This is a genomic window from Ideonella flava (assembly GCF_051857595.1).
Classification (GTDB): Bacteria; Pseudomonadota; Gammaproteobacteria; order Burkholderiales; family Burkholderiaceae_C; genus Ideonella.
Genome location: NZ_JBPZHD010000001.1, coordinates 210,224 through 225,063, shown reverse-complemented (window position 1 = coordinate 225,063; position 14,840 = coordinate 210,224). Strand labels below are relative to the sequence as shown.

18 protein-coding genes are annotated in these 14,840 nt (G+C 58.7%); 1 reads left to right on the top strand and 17 read right to left on the bottom strand.

Features of this window, described 5'->3' with window-relative positions:
* Positions 1-138: 138 nt before the first annotated feature.
* Entirely contained in the window at positions 139-462 is a 324-nt protein-coding gene (locus tag ACS5PM_RS01055) for a barstar family protein (protein WP_439384505.1), read from the bottom strand.
* Positions 463-1,071: 609 nt separating this feature from the next.
* Positions 1,072-1,689: an energy transducer TonB gene (locus tag ACS5PM_RS01050; RefSeq protein WP_439384503.1), complete on the bottom strand. Its 618-nt coding sequence runs from the start codon at positions 1,687-1,689 to the stop codon at positions 1,072-1,074.
* 11 nt (positions 1,690-1,700) lie between these two features.
* Between ACS5PM_RS01050 and ACS5PM_RS01045 the strand changes: the two genes are divergently transcribed.
* Positions 1,701-2,288 (top strand): transposase, encoded by a 588-nt coding sequence (locus ACS5PM_RS01045; protein ID WP_439384501.1) that lies wholly within the window; start codon positions 1,701-1,703, stop codon positions 2,286-2,288.
* Here the strand turns inward: ACS5PM_RS01045 and ACS5PM_RS01040 are convergent.
* The 15 genes from ACS5PM_RS01040 to ACS5PM_RS00970 form a co-directional block, all read right to left on the bottom strand.
* Positions 2,285-2,851 carry a hypothetical protein gene (locus ACS5PM_RS01040; protein ID WP_439384499.1) on the bottom strand — a complete coding sequence of 189 codons (567 nt, stop codon included), beginning with the start codon at positions 2,849-2,851 and terminating at the stop codon, positions 2,285-2,287. The two genes, ACS5PM_RS01045 and ACS5PM_RS01040, sit on opposite strands and share 4 nt — an antisense overlap.
* Positions 2,852-2,953: 102 nt before the next feature.
* Positions 2,954-3,448: a hypothetical protein gene (locus ACS5PM_RS01035; RefSeq protein ID WP_439384497.1), complete on the bottom strand. Its 495-nt coding sequence runs from the start codon at positions 3,446-3,448 to the stop codon at positions 2,954-2,956.
* 142 nt (positions 3,449-3,590) lie between these two features.
* Positions 3,591-4,016, bottom strand: coding sequence for a hypothetical protein (locus ACS5PM_RS01030; protein WP_439384495.1), 426 nt, complete (start codon positions 4,014-4,016; stop codon positions 3,591-3,593).
* Positions 4,017-5,074: 1,058 nt separating this feature from the next.
* Positions 5,075-5,533, bottom strand: coding sequence for a DUF1801 domain-containing protein (locus tag ACS5PM_RS01025; protein ID WP_439384493.1), 459 nt, complete (start codon positions 5,531-5,533; stop codon positions 5,075-5,077).
* A gap of 982 nt (positions 5,534-6,515) precedes the next feature.
* Positions 6,516-7,058: a hypothetical protein gene (locus tag ACS5PM_RS01020; RefSeq protein ID WP_439384491.1), complete on the bottom strand. Its 543-nt coding sequence runs from the start codon at positions 7,056-7,058 to the stop codon at positions 6,516-6,518.
* A gap of 33 nt (positions 7,059-7,091) precedes the next feature.
* Positions 7,092-7,538, bottom strand: coding sequence for a DUF4260 domain-containing protein (locus ACS5PM_RS01015; RefSeq protein WP_439384489.1), 447 nt, complete (start codon positions 7,536-7,538; stop codon positions 7,092-7,094).
* A gap of 77 nt (positions 7,539-7,615) precedes the next feature.
* Positions 7,616-8,173, bottom strand: a complete 558-nt coding sequence (locus ACS5PM_RS01010; RefSeq protein ID WP_439384487.1) for a hypothetical protein — start codon at positions 8,171-8,173, stop codon at positions 7,616-7,618.
* A gap of 95 nt (positions 8,174-8,268) precedes the next feature.
* Positions 8,269-8,583 carry an excalibur calcium-binding domain-containing protein gene (locus tag ACS5PM_RS01005; protein ID WP_439385591.1) on the bottom strand — a complete coding sequence of 105 codons (315 nt, stop codon included), beginning with the start codon at positions 8,581-8,583 and terminating at the stop codon, positions 8,269-8,271.
* Between the two features lie 1,083 nt (positions 8,584-9,666).
* On the bottom strand, positions 9,667-10,047 hold the full coding sequence (locus ACS5PM_RS01000; RefSeq protein WP_439385589.1) for a transglycosylase domain-containing protein: 381 nt from the start codon (positions 10,045-10,047) through the stop codon (positions 9,667-9,669).
* Between the two features lie 240 nt (positions 10,048-10,287).
* Positions 10,288-10,710, bottom strand: a complete 423-nt coding sequence (locus tag ACS5PM_RS00995) for a signal peptide prediction (RefSeq protein ID WP_439384485.1) — start codon at positions 10,708-10,710, stop codon at positions 10,288-10,290.
* Between the two features lie 98 nt (positions 10,711-10,808).
* On the bottom strand, positions 10,809-11,192 hold the full coding sequence (locus tag ACS5PM_RS00990; RefSeq protein WP_439384483.1) for a DUF4844 domain-containing protein: 384 nt from the start codon (positions 11,190-11,192) through the stop codon (positions 10,809-10,811).
* A 98-nt stretch (positions 11,193-11,290) separates the two neighbouring features.
* On the bottom strand, positions 11,291-11,710 hold the full coding sequence (locus ACS5PM_RS00985; protein WP_439384465.1) for a hypothetical protein: 420 nt from the start codon (positions 11,708-11,710) through the stop codon (positions 11,291-11,293).
* A gap of 66 nt (positions 11,711-11,776) precedes the next feature.
* A complete protein-coding gene (locus ACS5PM_RS00980) occupies positions 11,777-12,691 on the bottom strand; it encodes a hypothetical protein (protein WP_439384481.1) in 915 nt (304 codons plus the stop codon).
* A gap of 198 nt (positions 12,692-12,889) precedes the next feature.
* Complete coding sequence (locus ACS5PM_RS00975; RefSeq protein WP_439384479.1) at positions 12,890-13,414, bottom strand: toxin-antitoxin system YwqK family antitoxin; 525 nt, start codon at positions 13,412-13,414, stop codon at positions 12,890-12,892.
* 67 nt (positions 13,415-13,481) lie between these two features.
* On the bottom strand, positions 13,482-13,988 hold the full coding sequence (locus ACS5PM_RS00970; RefSeq protein ID WP_439384477.1) for a protein-tyrosine phosphatase family protein: 507 nt from the start codon (positions 13,986-13,988) through the stop codon (positions 13,482-13,484).
* Between the last annotated feature and the right edge of the window lie 852 nt (positions 13,989-14,840).

Sequence of the window (14,840 nt, the reverse complement as noted above, 5' to 3'; positions counted from 1 at the left end):
CATGGCACGGGCCGGCGAACAAGAGCATGAAGCCGAGCGCCACACTCTTCAAGGTGCCTGGGGCTCGACGTAAGGGGGCGGCCCGCTTGCGGGGCGTCCCTTTGACGGAGAGTTTGGCCGTGCAAGGTGAACACGTTCCTAAGCATTGAAGGACACCACCAAGATGGGCGGCTCTCCAATCTCGATACGTCGCCAATTGACGAATGCCGCACACTCAACGAACGCTTGGTACTGCTCAGGGCACCTGACCTTGAAGTCAGCCGCGTCCTCCAGAGAGACGCAAACGAGTTCGCCAGTTTGAACCTGAACTGCGCTGAACTCTTCGTCCAGGTTCGTCATGCAATCGATCCAGGCGTTCATGTTCCTGCCAAAGAGCTGAGGAAAGCCAAACGCGTTGGCGAAGCTGTCGTAGAACGACGCCCAGTCTGCGATTTTGGAAGCATCGATACGAACGGTCTTCATGATCGAAGTCGGAGAACGGCTAGCATTCGACGTCAGGGGCGGCCCGCTTGCGGGACCGCCCCTTGACGGAGAGGTCAGGCTTTGGCCGTGCTCCGACTCCGGACGGCCATTCGGGACAGTTTGCCAAATGGTTTGAACTGGAAGAGAGCGAGCGCCTCACCGCGTACTTGCCCTGTGAAGCAATGTGATGATGTAGGCGCAGAGCATGACTCCTACGAAACACAGAACGGTGTTCGCGGCTAAGGCGCCGATGTGGAGCGCGTCTTCGCCGATAGAGAGCCGGTGCTCTACGGATACGCCTGGCTGATCGAACAGGAATGCAACCGGGAAGCCTCCCTTCAGCATGGGTTCGAGACACGGATCGTTGGATGAAGGTCCGCACAGATTTCCGTACACCGCCGTTTCGGGGCCAGTACGCTGAACAAAGACCGACATCACCGACAGCGAAACTGCGAGAGTGGCCAATAGGAGAAGTTGCCTGGACTTTCTCAAGGGGCGCTCCGCTTCGTCATCCGACGCCTTGCGTTCGAGGTAAGGGGCGGCCCCGCTTGCGGGACGTCCCCTTGAAGGAGGGGTTAGGCGGTTTGCCAATCTGTTGGGCGGTGCACTTCAATGAAGCTGCCAGTTGAACTCTCGAACTGCCTTTGCCGGACCATAACCGGAGGCCGCGGGAAATCGGCATTGCTGAACGGCCTTGACTGCTGCCTGATCAAGCAAATCATGAAATCGAGACTGACCACTCTTGCGAAGAATGGTCGTCTCGGTGACAGTGCCAAGGGAACTTACTGTCATCAAAACTCTTGTAACTCCCATGGCTTCAGTTCTTCTGGCCTCTATAGGGTACTCGGGCATTGGGCATTCGGCCGAACTGGCGTCAATCGGACGTGGAGGCAGGGCCTCAGGCGTGGCACATGCAGCCATGACCAAAACGATGATTGCTAGTAAGGCTTGAGTTTGAGCTTCGTATCGCATTTGAGACAGCAGGCCCCCAGGCCGACTCAAGGTTGAAGTGCAACGCCGGCGATGTCGTTGGATTTGAGCTGAGAGAAGACTTCGTGCGGGGTGCGGAAGCCGAGGATTCTTGCGAGGGGTGTTGTTGAGGATGAGCTTGAGACTGCGCAGATCTTTGTCGGTCAGTGGCGACAGGTCAAGGCCCTTGGGCCATGAAGGATGAAACTCGGAATCCCCACCTGCTTGATCAGCGCTGATCCTCAGCCGCTGGCTCATGCGGTGGGCTGGTGGAATGTGAGGATGGGTTGGCAAGAGCAGTCTGGGGCGCAAGGGCAAGGTGCCGTTGTTGGCGGCAGTATCGGCGACGCCCCAGGGCAAGCCGGAGCGGATATGCCTGTCGCAGCAGCCCGCGACGGGCGAAGACGTTCTGCCTGAACTGCCTGCAACCTGGCAGCCTGGTGGTCTCGGACGGGGCGCCAAACTTCAACTACACGGCATGGAACCAGCTGGCGGTGCAACTGGCCATCGTGACCGGCGGCGGCAAGCAAGCCTGCGAGATCGCCGAACTCAAGGCGACCAACACGGTTCTGGGCAACTTGAAGACGGCCATCTCGGGTACGTACCATGCCTTCAGTTTCTACAAGTACGCCGAGCGCTACTGGGCTGAATATCAATACCGATTCAACCGGCGATTCGATCTCAAGGCCATGATGCACAGCCTCATTCGGGCCGCCGTAGCCTGCAAACCCGCGCCGCTTCCTTCGCTTCGCATGGCTGAGGATCAGCGCTCATCAGGTGTGCATGGGATGGCTAACGTTCGAGGCGAGGGGCAGCTTGCGGCTTGCCGCAAGACGTCCCCTCGACTGAAGAGTTAGGCGTCACTTCGGTGCCTGCGACGAAAGAACACCAAGCGCCAAGCCGGGCCGAACACGAACCAAACGGCGACTAAACCGAATGCAATACTGAACCACTCGTAAAGCTCCTGCGTGATTGCCTTATTGTCGACAAAGGAGATCAGGGCGCTGAAGAGCGCGACCGTGATGACCGCGGCCACGATGCAGCGTAGCCACAGTGACAACTCATACTGAACTGCAGGCCAGCCGCTGGTGGGAATGGTGGCAGGCGGTGGACCACCTGCAAACCGGTAAGCGAACCGTTGATCAGCCCACCTGACGACAACACTGGAGAAGGCTACAGTGAAACCCACGTAGGCTGTTGCTAAGCCGTGGGCGAATGTGGCTGGCGTACCTGCCCGTAGATCCAGCGCTGTGGATACGAGCAGTAGCATGACCACCACGGGCAGCGCAAACAGCAACGCTCGGCTGAGGTGGTCGCGCTGCAGCAAGTAGCGAGCGGCAAGTGCGAGCACTAGCAGCAGCCAGAAGGCCACCTCGCAACCAACGATCAACCAGTAGAGGTAAGCGGGTTGGTTTGACACTCAGGGCGCTGTCTCGGGTTGACTTGTGACGCCTAACGTTCGACGTAAGGGGCGGCCCGCTTGCGGGACGTCGCCTTGACGGAGGGGTTAGGCATCAGCTTCCTAGTTGCCTTCGATTGGAACGGGCGCGTCCGCACGAAGATTTCCTTGAAAGAAGAAGGGGCCAATGTCACGGTAGGTAAGTACGTAGCCTTGCGGCATTGCTCTCGTATCGAAGTTGACAACGCGAGGTTCTTTGAGAGTTGTCACGATCTGATAGACCCTTCCCTGATCGACCGTCACTTCATAAGAGTGATTGCCGATCAAGTTTCCGAATCTGGTTTCAAGCGACAGCTGGTGCTTTCCGGGAAGCAGGTACGCAACAGAAGGACAGCTGGTCATGAATCCCATGCGACGGTAGGATTTTCCATCGACCTCGCAGATCAGCGTGAAGTACGTCTGGAGGCCGGAATGAGCGACAAACACCGCTGCGACGTTATCTCTGGATTTCGGCGGGCCCTCATATGCGTGGCTCCGAAGTAAGCCCTCTGGTCCGGTGACGCATCCAGATAGTCCGGAGGCGAGGGCTGCGAGAAGCGAGAGTTTGATGCGAAGCAAGACGCGTCCTTTGTTTTGAACTGAGATAGTGATCAGACGAGGCGGGATGCCTAACGTTTTGACATGAGGGGCGGCCGCAAGTGGGCGAAGCCCGCTTGTGGACGTCCCCTCGATCGAAGGGTTAGCCGCCGGTCTCTACGGGCTAGCGAACAAGCACGAAGCCATTCTCTTCGCACCATTCGCGAAGCGCACTTTCGACGGCTTTCCCTTCGTACACGTGCCAGGCATCGAGGACGCCTGCGCTCGCAAGCAGCGACTTGAACTTTGCATAGGCGCCTCGCTTGCGAAAGAACTTGTGAACGGCCTCTCGCGAGCGAGGAAGATGCTCCTCGACAAAACGAAAGGCAAGCGAACGACCAAGATCAAACTCATTCTTATGCGGAACGGCGATGTAGAGCGTTCCATCTTCGATGTCTTCCGGAAGTTCCTCATCAACTCCCTCTCCGCACCAGTGAACCGTGCCTGTGCTTCGGCTGATGTATGCCCGGCAGTCCATTCCGAGGCCTTCACCGCCGCTGACCCATTCGTATGCAGCGAACAGTTCATTGAAGTCGACAGGGACGCTCATTGCCAGATGGCAGCTAACGTTCGACGTAAGGGGCCTGCCGCCGGCAGGTCCCCTTGAAAAATGCCAGCGAAAAAACAAAGCTGGCCTGGCAGAATGAATACTGTCTTGGTAAAGGCGACTGGCTGCATATTACGAAGGGCTATCACCCACGCGGCGACCAAGCTTTCTACAAGTTCAAGTGCCTCCATTGCGAGGCGGTCCTGTTGGGGTGGGACTGCTCGTGAACCAGAGGGCTAACCCCTCCGTCATTTCTCCACTCTCGTTCCACTTGATCATGTCGACGCCGTTAATGCTGATGCCATCGATCTCGAGTTCGAATTCAAGGATTGCATCGCGATCGGCCCGCAGCTCTCGGACGTAGTGAAATGATTCGTTACCGAAGACCTTGAACGCGGCGGCTAGGTACAAAATTTGTGACTGCCTTGCCGACCTGGGGCTTGTGAACAACCGGCGAATAGAACACGGCATCGTTTGCCAACAAACCATCAAGCCCCTGCACATCGTGCTGCTTGAGGAGTCTATGCCAGGTCGCGATAGGATCGGATTGCATGTGTTGCCTTTAGATCGGAGAACCGAGGCTCGTCGACACTTAACGTTCGACGTAGGGGGAGACTCGCTTGCGGGACGTCCCCTTGACGGAGGGGTTAGGCGGCACCGTCTTTGGCGAAGAACTCAACATGGCCACCCTTCTGGACATAGTAGATGGACCTCGACACGAACGTGATGACTTCACCACCTTCAGTTCGGCCGGCGGTATAGACGAGAAAGAGAGAGCTGGCGTTCTGCCACACAACACGATATGGCATGACAAACTTTGAATCCTCGTACGCGTGATACCACCGGGCGTGGGTGAAGCGATTGACGGCCTTGCCCAACTCGTTCTCGACGAAGGATCTCCTACTCCCGTCAGCCGGCCTTGGGGCTCCCCTATTCCATCTTCGGATTGTTCTTTCCTTATCCGATCGCCAAGTACCTATCAGCCAGGAGGATGGCTGGAGACGCTTTGGGATGGGCTTAACGGGACGAAGTATCACGATGATTCGGGGGCCTTGTGACGCCTAACGTTCGACGTAAGTGGCTGGCCGCAGGCCAGTCCCCTTGACGGAGGGGTTAGGGCGCACCCTTGGCCTACGCGTGGACAGTGAAGTGGGATCGCCAAGAGCGACATTGAGCGCTACGGCCTCTTGGACCAATCTGACCACTGTGGACCGCTCAAGCGGCGTTTTCTCAACCAGCTCGAGCGTTGCCATCTCGTGCTTGCCACCAGGCTTGAGCCTTGGCTCAATGTGACGCATCCGTTGGCCTCGCCAGAACCCGAAAAGCACTCGCTTTGGCTCCGAACGAATGACCAGGACGGGGCCATTGGAATGAAAGACGAGATTGCCCCACTTGACGGACTCTTGAAGGGGTGCTGCCTCAAAGACCGCGGAGCGCAAAGCCGCAACATAGAGGCGATGCCAACCGCTGAGAGCGGCGAGGTAGGCCTCTGGGTTGGCTGCCGGCGGTGATTTCTGCATCGACCTGGCCTCTTGCGGCTACGGGCTTGGTGCGCCCTAACGTTCGACGTAAGGGGCGGCCTGCGGCTTGCCGCAGGACGTCTAGGTGAGAGCGTGGACCAGCCGAGGCCGAAGCCTGGAGCAGGTAGAGAAGCCGCCGCTCCTAGAACGATTGCAAGACACTCTTTGTCTCTAGACAATCCCAGCACAAGAACACATAGATCATGCCGCAGTCGCCAATGCAGTGACTGTCACCTAAAGAGTCAAGTTGCCCATAGAAGCTCATCGGCTGGCCGCAGCTGCAACTCGGGACCTGGGCATCTTGTATCCAACTCGGCTCTCCTCCGATTCGGTGACGCTGCCCAATGAGCTTACCCGCCCACTTAAAGCCGACAGCTGCCTCCGCCTCGGGGGTTTCCGGGGTTGGCACCAATGGCACTGGCGGAAGTCTCACTTGAGGCACCTAACGTTCGACGTAAGGGGCGGCCCGCTTGCGGGACGTCCCCTTGACGGAGGGGGTAGGCTGGCCCGGCTGAGCAACGAGATGCTCGGAACGCGACGCCGCCAGCGCCGAAAGCGCTTGGCTTTGTGCAACTGAGGCACGACGCTGGCGTGTGGAGACTTCAGGCATTCAGTATCTCAAGTTGGGCAACCCGGAGATGCAATTTTCTCCCATCGGCTGGCCAGACGCGACGACTTTGACCAGGCAGTGACCCTCACAAAGTACCGCGCCGCGGGAACTTGCCGCAGCTGGCTACTTCAGAACAAGCCACCAGTACTCTCGGCAGGCCGCTGGGGCTTCAACCCTGTGACCGCGTTGGCACGAAGACGGCTGGAACCGCCACGGTCCGCGCGCTGGCCGCCGAAGGACGGACAGCCCACGCCGACGCCGAAGTGCTAAACGCACTCGAGAACGAAGCATTTGGCATTGATCGCCTGAGAAGCTATTGCACGCCCTGCGCCAGGCTGGCTGTTTCCCGCCACCCGGGGCCTAACGTTCGAGCTAAGGGGCGGACGCCGGCTTGCCGGCGGACGTCCCCTTGAGCGAGGGGTTAGGCGGCACTGGCTGGGGAGGCGCCACGGGAACGACACCGGACGAAGCCAGCGATGCTGCCGAGTTCGGGCCGAGACCATTGGCGGTAGCGCTCGAGGCTGTTGTGGGTCGCTGCGCAGGTGCACTGAATCTTGGGGACCAAACAAGGAGTGCACCAAAGAACACTGCGATAAGAACCGGAACGACATTACCCAAGATGAAGCCCGACATGCCGGCAAAGGCATTGGGCACCGCTGGTATTAGTCTATCCGCCGCTTGGCGAAACGTGACCAAGTACTGCGCCATTCGTTTTAGGATGAGAACCTGTACGGCCATCGACAGGATGCCGACACCAAGCAATCCCTGAGCAAGCAAATCTTGACTCGCTGATTTGAGAGCGAACCATCCGGCAAATACTGCGCCAGCGATGACGGGCACCTGATAAACCGTTTGCCAAAACAGCTGGCTCTGCTTCATCCAGAGCTCCACATAGTGCTTGTTGTGCGGATCCATAGCTTTTCCAGCTTGTGACGTAGAGAGTGACGCCTAACGTTCGACGCAGGGGGCGGCCCGCTTGCTGGACGTCCCCTTGACGGAGGGGTTAGACGCCTCCCGGCCAGTGCGCCCGATGAGCCCGAGGTGAGTAAAGGCAAACCCGTGCGAGTACTTTAATCCGTAGCCGAGCGCTCGATCGAACCCGATGTGGGCGCACCAGATGAGGCCTGCCGTGAGCCAGATCGGCGACGAAGCATTTGCTCCGATGCAAAGGCAAGCAACAGCGCCAATGTATGAATGCGCCGCGTTGTACGCGATGGATCCCCATCGTGCGCCAGCGAGATAGCCCACGAACGATAGGTCGGGAATGAGGAAACAGGCCGCAAATAGGCTCCAACTGGAGCCGAATCTTGCATAGCAAGCAAGCGAAGCGACAAGAACGCAGAGGCCCTCTAGCCTCAGTACGCTTCGAACAGTTCCGGTAGTGGCGCCAGACATATGCCTCCCTTGGCGTTTAACGTTCGAGGTAAGGGGCGGCTTGCGGCTTGCCGCAAGACGTCCCCTTGACGGAGGGGTTAGCCGTCATCGCGGGAAACCTGAGGCAAGAGCTCAGCATACGCATCGCGCGCTTCCTTGAGCGTCGCGTCTGGATGCGCGGCCCGGAACGCCTTGATTGCCTCTACCTCGTGCTGCGCGGCAACGGCTTGAAGTACAGCTATGGGGAGAGAGCGGCCACTCTTGAGACCAAGGTTCGGATGATCTGGGCTCCACGCTCCCCAATCCAGGGTGCGTGGAAAGGCGCCCCACCGTGCGCGCTCAAAGTTGCAGACAAAGCCGCGGGCCTTTTCCAGTTCAAGAAAGCGACAGCGCTCACACTTTGCCGGAACGAAGACCTTGCTGGTGTAGTGCTCGGTTTCGACGATCACCGGATTTGTTGGACCTTTCACAGGGCACGGCCCGTGATCGAGTGCGAGATACCCGCGGACCTGCTCCATGGCGCGCGTGCAACCGCCTTCAAACAGGTTCTCGCAAGTGCGGCACTTGGCAGGTACTGCGCCGGTCATGAAGTGCGAGTAGGGATCTGGTTCGAGTGAATCGACAACGGTGCATCGTGGAATGACGGTTCGGTACATGACGGCTAACGTTCGACGTAAGGGGCGGCCCGCTTGCGGGACGCCCCTTCACGGAGGGGTTAGGCCGCGTTGGAAGCCGTGCAGCGAGGGTGTGGCTAGCGAATGCACCACTGCCTTTCACAAGGAACACCGTTCTTGTCCCCGTCCATCTTCGCGCCGGGACAGTTTGCCAGAAAGTACCTCGCTTCCTCGCAGGAGCTCATCTGGGAGCAGTACTGCCTCCCATCGCATTGAAAGGCGCTCGACCCTTTGGAGGCCACAGGTGCAGCCGGCGGTGCTGACACGGCCGCTTCGCGTCGCTTCTTCACTTCGGCATTCAGCTCCTCGAGCGTGGGGCGCTTGCTGGGCTGCTCTGAAGGGCAAGGCCCCTGTTGATAGGTGACCGTACCATTGACGACGCACTTGTTCATTGATGCCGCGTTAACGCTGGAGGCGGCGAGGACGAGGGTGGCAACTACACCAATCAGCGTAAAGGTTCTGAGCATGGGCGGCTGGCGAATGAGACTGTATTGGCGGAACCGGGAGGCCTAACGTTCGACGTAAGGGGCGGCCCGCTTGCGGGACGTCCCCTTGACGGAGGGGTTAGGCGTATGGGCCGCTGAAGCGCTACCGTCGGCCCTACCAAGGCGCTTGTGCATTGATTGCCTTCATGGTGCAGGTAAGAAGCTCAGCATACAGATTCACGCCGACGGCCTGGAATGACTTGGCAACTGCACAGTTTGCGTCATTGACTGCACCTTTCTGGGATTCGCGTCGCCCCCGAGAAGCACCCTGACCGAACTTGCCGTCGATGGCCATGGTGACTGAGTTTTCCCAGTCCGGATCCCGCGTGGCGAAGATGCTTTGGTATTGAGTTATCAGATGCTCGAACAGTTGAACATCCGCCTCGTCGTAATCGACGGCACGCGTACGGAAGCATGCTACTGCGGGACGTCCCCTTGACGGAGATGTTAGGCGGACCCGACTGAACAGCGAGATGACCGGAACGCCTGAGCACGACCGGCGAGGGCGCCTGACTTGAAAGCCAAGAGGCACGACGCTGGCGTGTGGAGACTTCAGGCATCCTGTATTTCGAGTTAGGCAGCCCAGACATGCAATTTTCTCCCACCGGCTGGCCAGGCGCGATGACCTTGACCTGGCAGTGACCCTCACAAAGTACCACTACGCGGGAACTTGCCTCAAGCTGGCCTTCTAAGGCCACCAGCATTCTCGAAAGTTCGCTGAGGCTTCAACCCCGTGACCACGTTGGCGCGAAGACGGGTGGGGCCGTCACGGTCCGCGCGCTGGCCGCCGAAGGACGGACAGCCCAAGCCGACGCTGAAGTGAGCACGCCTTTCACTTAGGAACAAGGCAACGAGACTGGTGCATTTCGCGGCTGAACTTGGCAGCCAAGGCATGAGCTCAGCATTCAACCCGGGATTGCCTAACGTTCGAGGTAACGGGCGGCCGCAAGTGGGCGAAGCCCGCTTGTGGACGTCCCCTTGACTGAGGGGTTAGGCATCTGGCGCCTGTGTTGAGAGGAGTAGTTTTGCACGCTGTTCCAAGCGCTCCGGGCTCGCCAAGTAGATTGACGGAGCATGGGTGATTGCGACAAGCCGTGCAGCCTGCTCGCGCGAAAGTTGCTGAAGTGGCAAGCCAATGTAGCGCTCTGAAGCAGCTGCAAACCCGGTGACTTCTGGACCCATGTAAGCCTGCGAAAGAAAAGCGGCTTGCATTTCCTGGTGGGAGACATGCAGGGGAAGTAGCAGACTTAGACCCAACTCAGTGAGTTGCCGCCGAGATGTACCGATTCTTAGGCCCTCACTCTGTGAGGCGTGTACAACTTGGCGTACGACCAGATACTTCAGGCGACTTCCGTATGCCCGGTCGAGCATCTCCACAATTGAACTGGGTGGACTGCTTTCACTGGGCTGGGAGCGGGCAACCGCCGCCTTGACTCTCGACACGGCGGGAACAACTACCAGGACATCAAAGGTCGCCACGCTAGCTAGAAGTGCGACAAAGATCGAGCACGCGAGTCGTCGCAGTAGGTTCATGGTGATGCCTAACGTTCGACGTAAGGGGCGACCGCAAGTGGGCGAAGCCCGCTTGTGGGCGTCCCCTTGACGGAGGGGTTAGGCGCCATGGCGTGTGATATGAACTTCATTGCTTCGCTGACGAGCCTGAACTTCGAAGTAGTTGTGCCAGTAGGGACTGCGGCCCTTGAACAACTGCCAAACACTGGCTGCTGGATAAGCGAGAAAGAAGATCGGTCCCCAGCGCTCGCACTGTTCGACATGGACGCGTTCATGAGGCCCAAGAACCACGAGCTCTTGCCGCGTAACCGCAATGATGACATGCCCAAAGACGATGGCTCTGAATGGCAGCCGGCGGGCAAGCGAGCCGCAGTTGACCTGGCTGGGCCGATAGGTGACTTCAAGGGCTCCGGCCCACCATTTGGCACTGCCACCGAGACTCAACGGAATGGCGGCAAGTAGGAGGCCAACAGCAGAACATGGCAGTGCCCAAAGAAGCTTCGCGACTTTGAGCCAGGGCATCTCGTGTGGCGCCTAACGTTCGACGTAGGGGGCGGCCCGCTTGCGGGACGTCCCCTTGACGGAGGGGTTAGGCCGCAGTGATAGGACACAGAGAGAGATCATTGACCAGTCGGACTCAGGTAGAAGGTCAACAACCCATCGGACTTTGCGATGTGCAGAATCTTCATGATTCTCTGGAGCTCGTAACCGACATGCTCTTTGCCTTCTGAGTCCTCGCCCGATATTGTCTCGAGCGCTCGCTGGAACTGCCGCATCACCCACAGCTTCGATGGATTGGCTTGGACTCCCTTGAGAAGTTCATCTGTCAACTGGTTGACGACAGCGGTCAGGCGCTCGTGCTCGCCTGGGACCTGGCCTGGGAGGCGAACGAGCTTTGGCTGTTCGCGGTACTCGACCAACTGCGGAACTGCCGCCGAAACGCCGAGGAGCGGCTCATCCTTGACTTCGCCAATGGGATCATACGAGCGGGATCTGCGGGTCATTGAGTTGCTCTCTAATACGGTGCTAGATCTTGCTCTCTGAGGCCTAACGTTCGACGTAAGGGGCGGCCCGCTTGCGGGACGTCCCCTTGACCGATGGGTTAGGCGGCAGCACGCTTTGCATTGGCCACCCAAGCACCAAAGCCTACACCCACCGGACCAGCCAGCGACCACAGCACCAGCAACGACATGGCAGGCCGGCCGGGAAACTGCTGAACGACTATGGCCAAGACGGCGGCGGTGAGCAGCATGGAGATGAGGCGCCAGGACAAAGCACCTGCCAGCCGCCCGGCTACGAAACCACCAAGAATGAAACTAAGAAGTCGAATGATGGCGTCAGTGAGCCATAGCGAGGAACTGCCAGCGCGGTAGACGGTGCCGGAACTGGCGGTGGACCCAGCAATTGCCTGCCATTCGGCGAAGCTCGCGGGAACAATGGCCTCAAGCAAAGCTTGAGTTCCGATCGCGACGAGCACGGCGACCAGCGACGCAAACCAAGCCGAGCTAGCGCGGACTTGCATTGACTTCCTGATGCCTAACGTTCGACGTAAGGGGCTGGCCGCAGGCCAGTCCCCTTGACGGAGGGGTTAGGCCGCAACTTCGGATCGTCCCTTGCCATCGAGCAGCGTGGGCTCTCGCTGATGTGGCGCTAAAAATACAGCCAGAAGCTCGCCGAGCTTCTCGTCAAGGTGATCTAAGTTCGCCTCGTGTCCGGTCATGATCCTCTCGTAGTCAGACGATGTCACAGAGTCTCTTGCGGATGGGCGGCGGACGTCGATGATCATGTCAATGAGTTCCGTTGAGTAGGCCCGAAGCAATCGCTCGTGCTCAGGGGCCACGGCATGCAGCACAACAAGTTCCTCTCTAGCCGACAGAAATGCCTCTCTTGCAGCAAGTGCTTGAGCGAGGATGTTCACTAATGCCTCGGAGGGCGTTCCGTCGCCAAGGCGGAACTTCGAGAGTGTCCGGAAAGCTCGCGTAGTTCGGAGGACAGCGCGTGACAGTCCCATGAGCGCTTGATCCCGCCGCTCGCGCCTACGGAAGTCGTCCTCGTACGCAAGCTCAACGTACTTCTTCTTGGCCGCTGCGACCGCTTCAAACTGCTTTATTCTTGGCTCGAACTCTTCAGCGATGTACCGTTTTGCGATCTCCGCAGCGACGGTCGATCTGAGGGCTTGTTCGGACGATATCGAGTTATTGAGTTGGGTGATCGATCCCTTCAGTAGTTCGAGGTTGACGGCAATGCCTGCTGCATCAGCCGACTGATCTCGCTGTATGGAATGCTGAAGCGCAACGATCTCCCTCTGGTGCTCTTGGCTAGAGGTTAGTACATAGAGCCCACCGATGGCTGCCAATATTGCGACAAGCACCTTCCCCCACAGTTCAAGGGCTTTCGCTGGTTGATTGGAAAGGTAGCCTTGATAGACGTCGTGGCCAAGCAAACCCGCAAGAAGCAACAAGACCGCTCCGGCCATGAGATGAAGCAGCGTCTGTCCTTTCATCCTTGAGCCTCCTTGTGCAGCAGCCCTAGTAGTAGTCCGCTGAACGCGTTACCGCATCATTGACTTTGATGATGCTCACACTTGGGAAATTGCGGGCTAACGTTCGACGTAAGGGGCGGCCGCAAGTGGGCGAAGCCCGCTTGTGGACGTCCCCTTGACGGAGGGGTTAGGCGAGCTCGCTCGCGAGTAGCAGTGGCTTCAAACTTCACTTCCCTTTTCATCGAACTGTCTGCTGCCGATGGCGACCCCATGCCTGTACTCGGTTTCCGTAAGCGCTCCGGTCTCAGAATACTCTCTGTGAAGGCCATGCCGAATGACATCGGTCTCGGCGGATGAGTAGTACGTGAAGTAGCTCTTGTACCGCCCTGAAGGGTATTGAACTTCGCCTACATGGAGATCGAGGGACAAACCATACTGCTCTTTGGGAGGCAGGGTCTTGACCAAGTGCATGGCGATCTCTGAGTGATCGACTTCGCCGCCTGTGTGTGGAACGAGCCACCTTAGGCTACCTTCCTTCAAATAGATGCTGATCCACCCATACAGCTCGGCGAGGAGCCACGGCGGGCAAGCATCAAGATCAATGGCTCTCCCGCCCGCAGCAATCTGTTGTGCTGCGTAGAAGGTAGTCGATGTTCTCATTGCGGCGAGGCAGAGAAAGCCGTTGGTTCGCTCCGTGGCGTAGGCATCCTCGACTGCGCTCTGAATGTCTGCAAATGCCGCCATGCTGCTTGCCGCCTAACGTTCGACGTAAGGGGCGGCCCGCTTGCGGGACGTCCCCTTGACGGAGGGGTTAGGGCGCTGGGTGCGATGAATGTGTGAACCTCTCTACCCACTCCTCTTGAGTAGACGTGTCGGGAACGGCCAGTCCTCGAGACCGACTCAGGACTTGGAAGATGTCTTTGTACGGGACACCAAGCATGTGAAGTAGGCAGCCAGAGACCAGCCCGGTGCGACCGATACCTGCACGACAGTGAATGGCGACATGGGCGCCCTTCAGTATTTCAGCGTGAACTTCGCTAAGGAAGCGAGAGAACTCGCGAACAGATGCGGGGATGCCGCGGTCTGGGATGGGGAACGAGAAGAACTGAATACCCGCACCGGCACACAGAGTCGGTTCGGCCTTAAGTTCAAGCTCCAGAACTTCAGATCGCTCGAGCAATGACACGACCAGAGTGATCCCAGCTCTGCGCCAACTGGCGATTTCGTCACTTAGCTCCTCACCACCGCGCGGTCGAGGCATGAGAGCTAGGCGGCGTGGTTCGATGCCTGGGACCCAGTACAGGGACGGTCCAAACATGGCGCGGGCGCCCTAACGTTCGACGTAAGTGGCGGCCGCAAGTGGGCGAAGCCCGCTTGTGGACGTCCCCTTGACGGAGGGGTTAGGCGCCACGGCGTGAGATATGAACTTCATTGCTTCGTTGACGAGCCTGAACTTCGAAGTGGTTGTGCCAATAGGGACTGCGGCCGTTGAACAACTGCCAAACCCTGCTGCTGGATAAGCGAGTAAGAAAATCGGTCCCCAGCGCTCGTACTGCTCGACATGGACTCGTTCATGAGGCCCAAGAACCACGAGCTCTTGCCGCGTAACCGCAATGATGACATGCCCAAAGACGATGGCTCTGAATGGCAGCCGGCGGGCAAGCGGGCCGCAGTTGGACTGGCTGGGTCGATAGGTGACTTCAAGGGCTCCGGCCCTCCATTTGGCACTGCCGCCGAGACCCAACGGAATGGCGGCAAGTAGGAGGCCAACAGCAGAACATGGCAGTGCCCAAAGAAGCTTCGCGACTTTGAGCCAGGGCATCTCGTGTGGCGCCTAACGTTCGACGTAAGGGCCGACCGCAAGTGGGCGAAGCCCGCTTGTGGGCGTCCCCTTGACGGAGGGGTTAGGGCGCTGGCGTGATGAGCTATTCACAGGATGCCACGACCTCGTTGTGTACTCGACCAACAAAGGGTGAGGATTCCCCGCAGTTCCAATGCACGTGGAATGCTGCTGAGAGATAGAGGCCGCCAAGCGTCAGGACCACGGAGATCCCGAGCTTGGATGACCTAGGCAACGTGCTACGAAAGACAAGCCAAACAGACCCGGCGGTGGCTGCTAAGAAGCAGACGGAAGCAAACCATTCCCAGGAAGACGTCGGTACCACTCCCG

What these genes read in the sequence shown, in the direction of transcription:
- ACS5PM_RS01055 (WP_439384505.1), bottom strand. Translation starts at nt 462, where the DNA reads ATGAAGACCGTTCGTATCGATGCTTCCAAAATCGCAGACTGGGCGTCG.
- ACS5PM_RS01050 (WP_439384503.1), bottom strand. Translation starts at nt 1,689, where the DNA reads ATGAGCCAGCGGCTGAGGATCAGCGCTGATCAAGCAGGTGGGGATTCC.
- ACS5PM_RS01030 (WP_439384495.1), bottom strand. Translation starts at nt 4,016, where the DNA reads ATGAGCGTCCCTGTCGACTTCAATGAACTGTTCGCTGCATACGAATGG.
- ACS5PM_RS01025 (WP_439384493.1), bottom strand. Translation starts at nt 5,533, where the DNA reads ATGCAGAAATCACCGCCGGCAGCCAACCCAGAGGCCTACCTCGCCGCT.
- ACS5PM_RS01020 (WP_439384491.1), bottom strand. Translation starts at nt 7,058, where the DNA reads ATGGATCCGCACAACAAGCACTATGTGGAGCTCTGGATGAAGCAGAGC.
- ACS5PM_RS01015 (WP_439384489.1), bottom strand. Translation starts at nt 7,538, where the DNA reads ATGTCTGGCGCCACTACCGGAACTGTTCGAAGCGTACTGAGGCTAGAG.
- ACS5PM_RS01010 (WP_439384487.1), bottom strand. Translation starts at nt 8,173, where the DNA reads ATGTACCGAACCGTCATTCCACGATGCACCGTTGTCGATTCACTCGAA.
- ACS5PM_RS01005 (WP_439385591.1), bottom strand. Translation starts at nt 8,583, where the DNA reads ATGAACAAGTGCGTCGTCAATGGTACGGTCACCTATCAACAGGGGCCT.
- ACS5PM_RS01000 (WP_439385589.1), bottom strand. Translation starts at nt 10,047, where the DNA reads ATGCTCGACCGGGCATACGGAAGTCGCCTGAAGTATCTGGTCGTACGC.
- ACS5PM_RS00995 (WP_439384485.1), bottom strand. Translation starts at nt 10,710, where the DNA reads ATGCCCTGGCTCAAAGTCGCGAAGCTTCTTTGGGCACTGCCATGTTCT.
- ACS5PM_RS00990 (WP_439384483.1), bottom strand. Translation starts at nt 11,192, where the DNA reads ATGACCCGCAGATCCCGCTCGTATGATCCCATTGGCGAAGTCAAGGAT.
- ACS5PM_RS00985 (WP_439384465.1), bottom strand. Translation starts at nt 11,710, where the DNA reads ATGCAAGTCCGCGCTAGCTCGGCTTGGTTTGCGTCGCTGGTCGCCGTG.
- ACS5PM_RS00980 (WP_439384481.1), bottom strand. Translation starts at nt 12,691, where the DNA reads ATGAAAGGACAGACGCTGCTTCATCTCATGGCCGGAGCGGTCTTGTTG.
- ACS5PM_RS00975 (WP_439384479.1), bottom strand. Translation starts at nt 13,414, where the DNA reads ATGGCGGCATTTGCAGACATTCAGAGCGCAGTCGAGGATGCCTACGCC.
- ACS5PM_RS00970 (WP_439384477.1), bottom strand. Translation starts at nt 13,988, where the DNA reads ATGTTTGGACCGTCCCTGTACTGGGTCCCAGGCATCGAACCACGCCGC.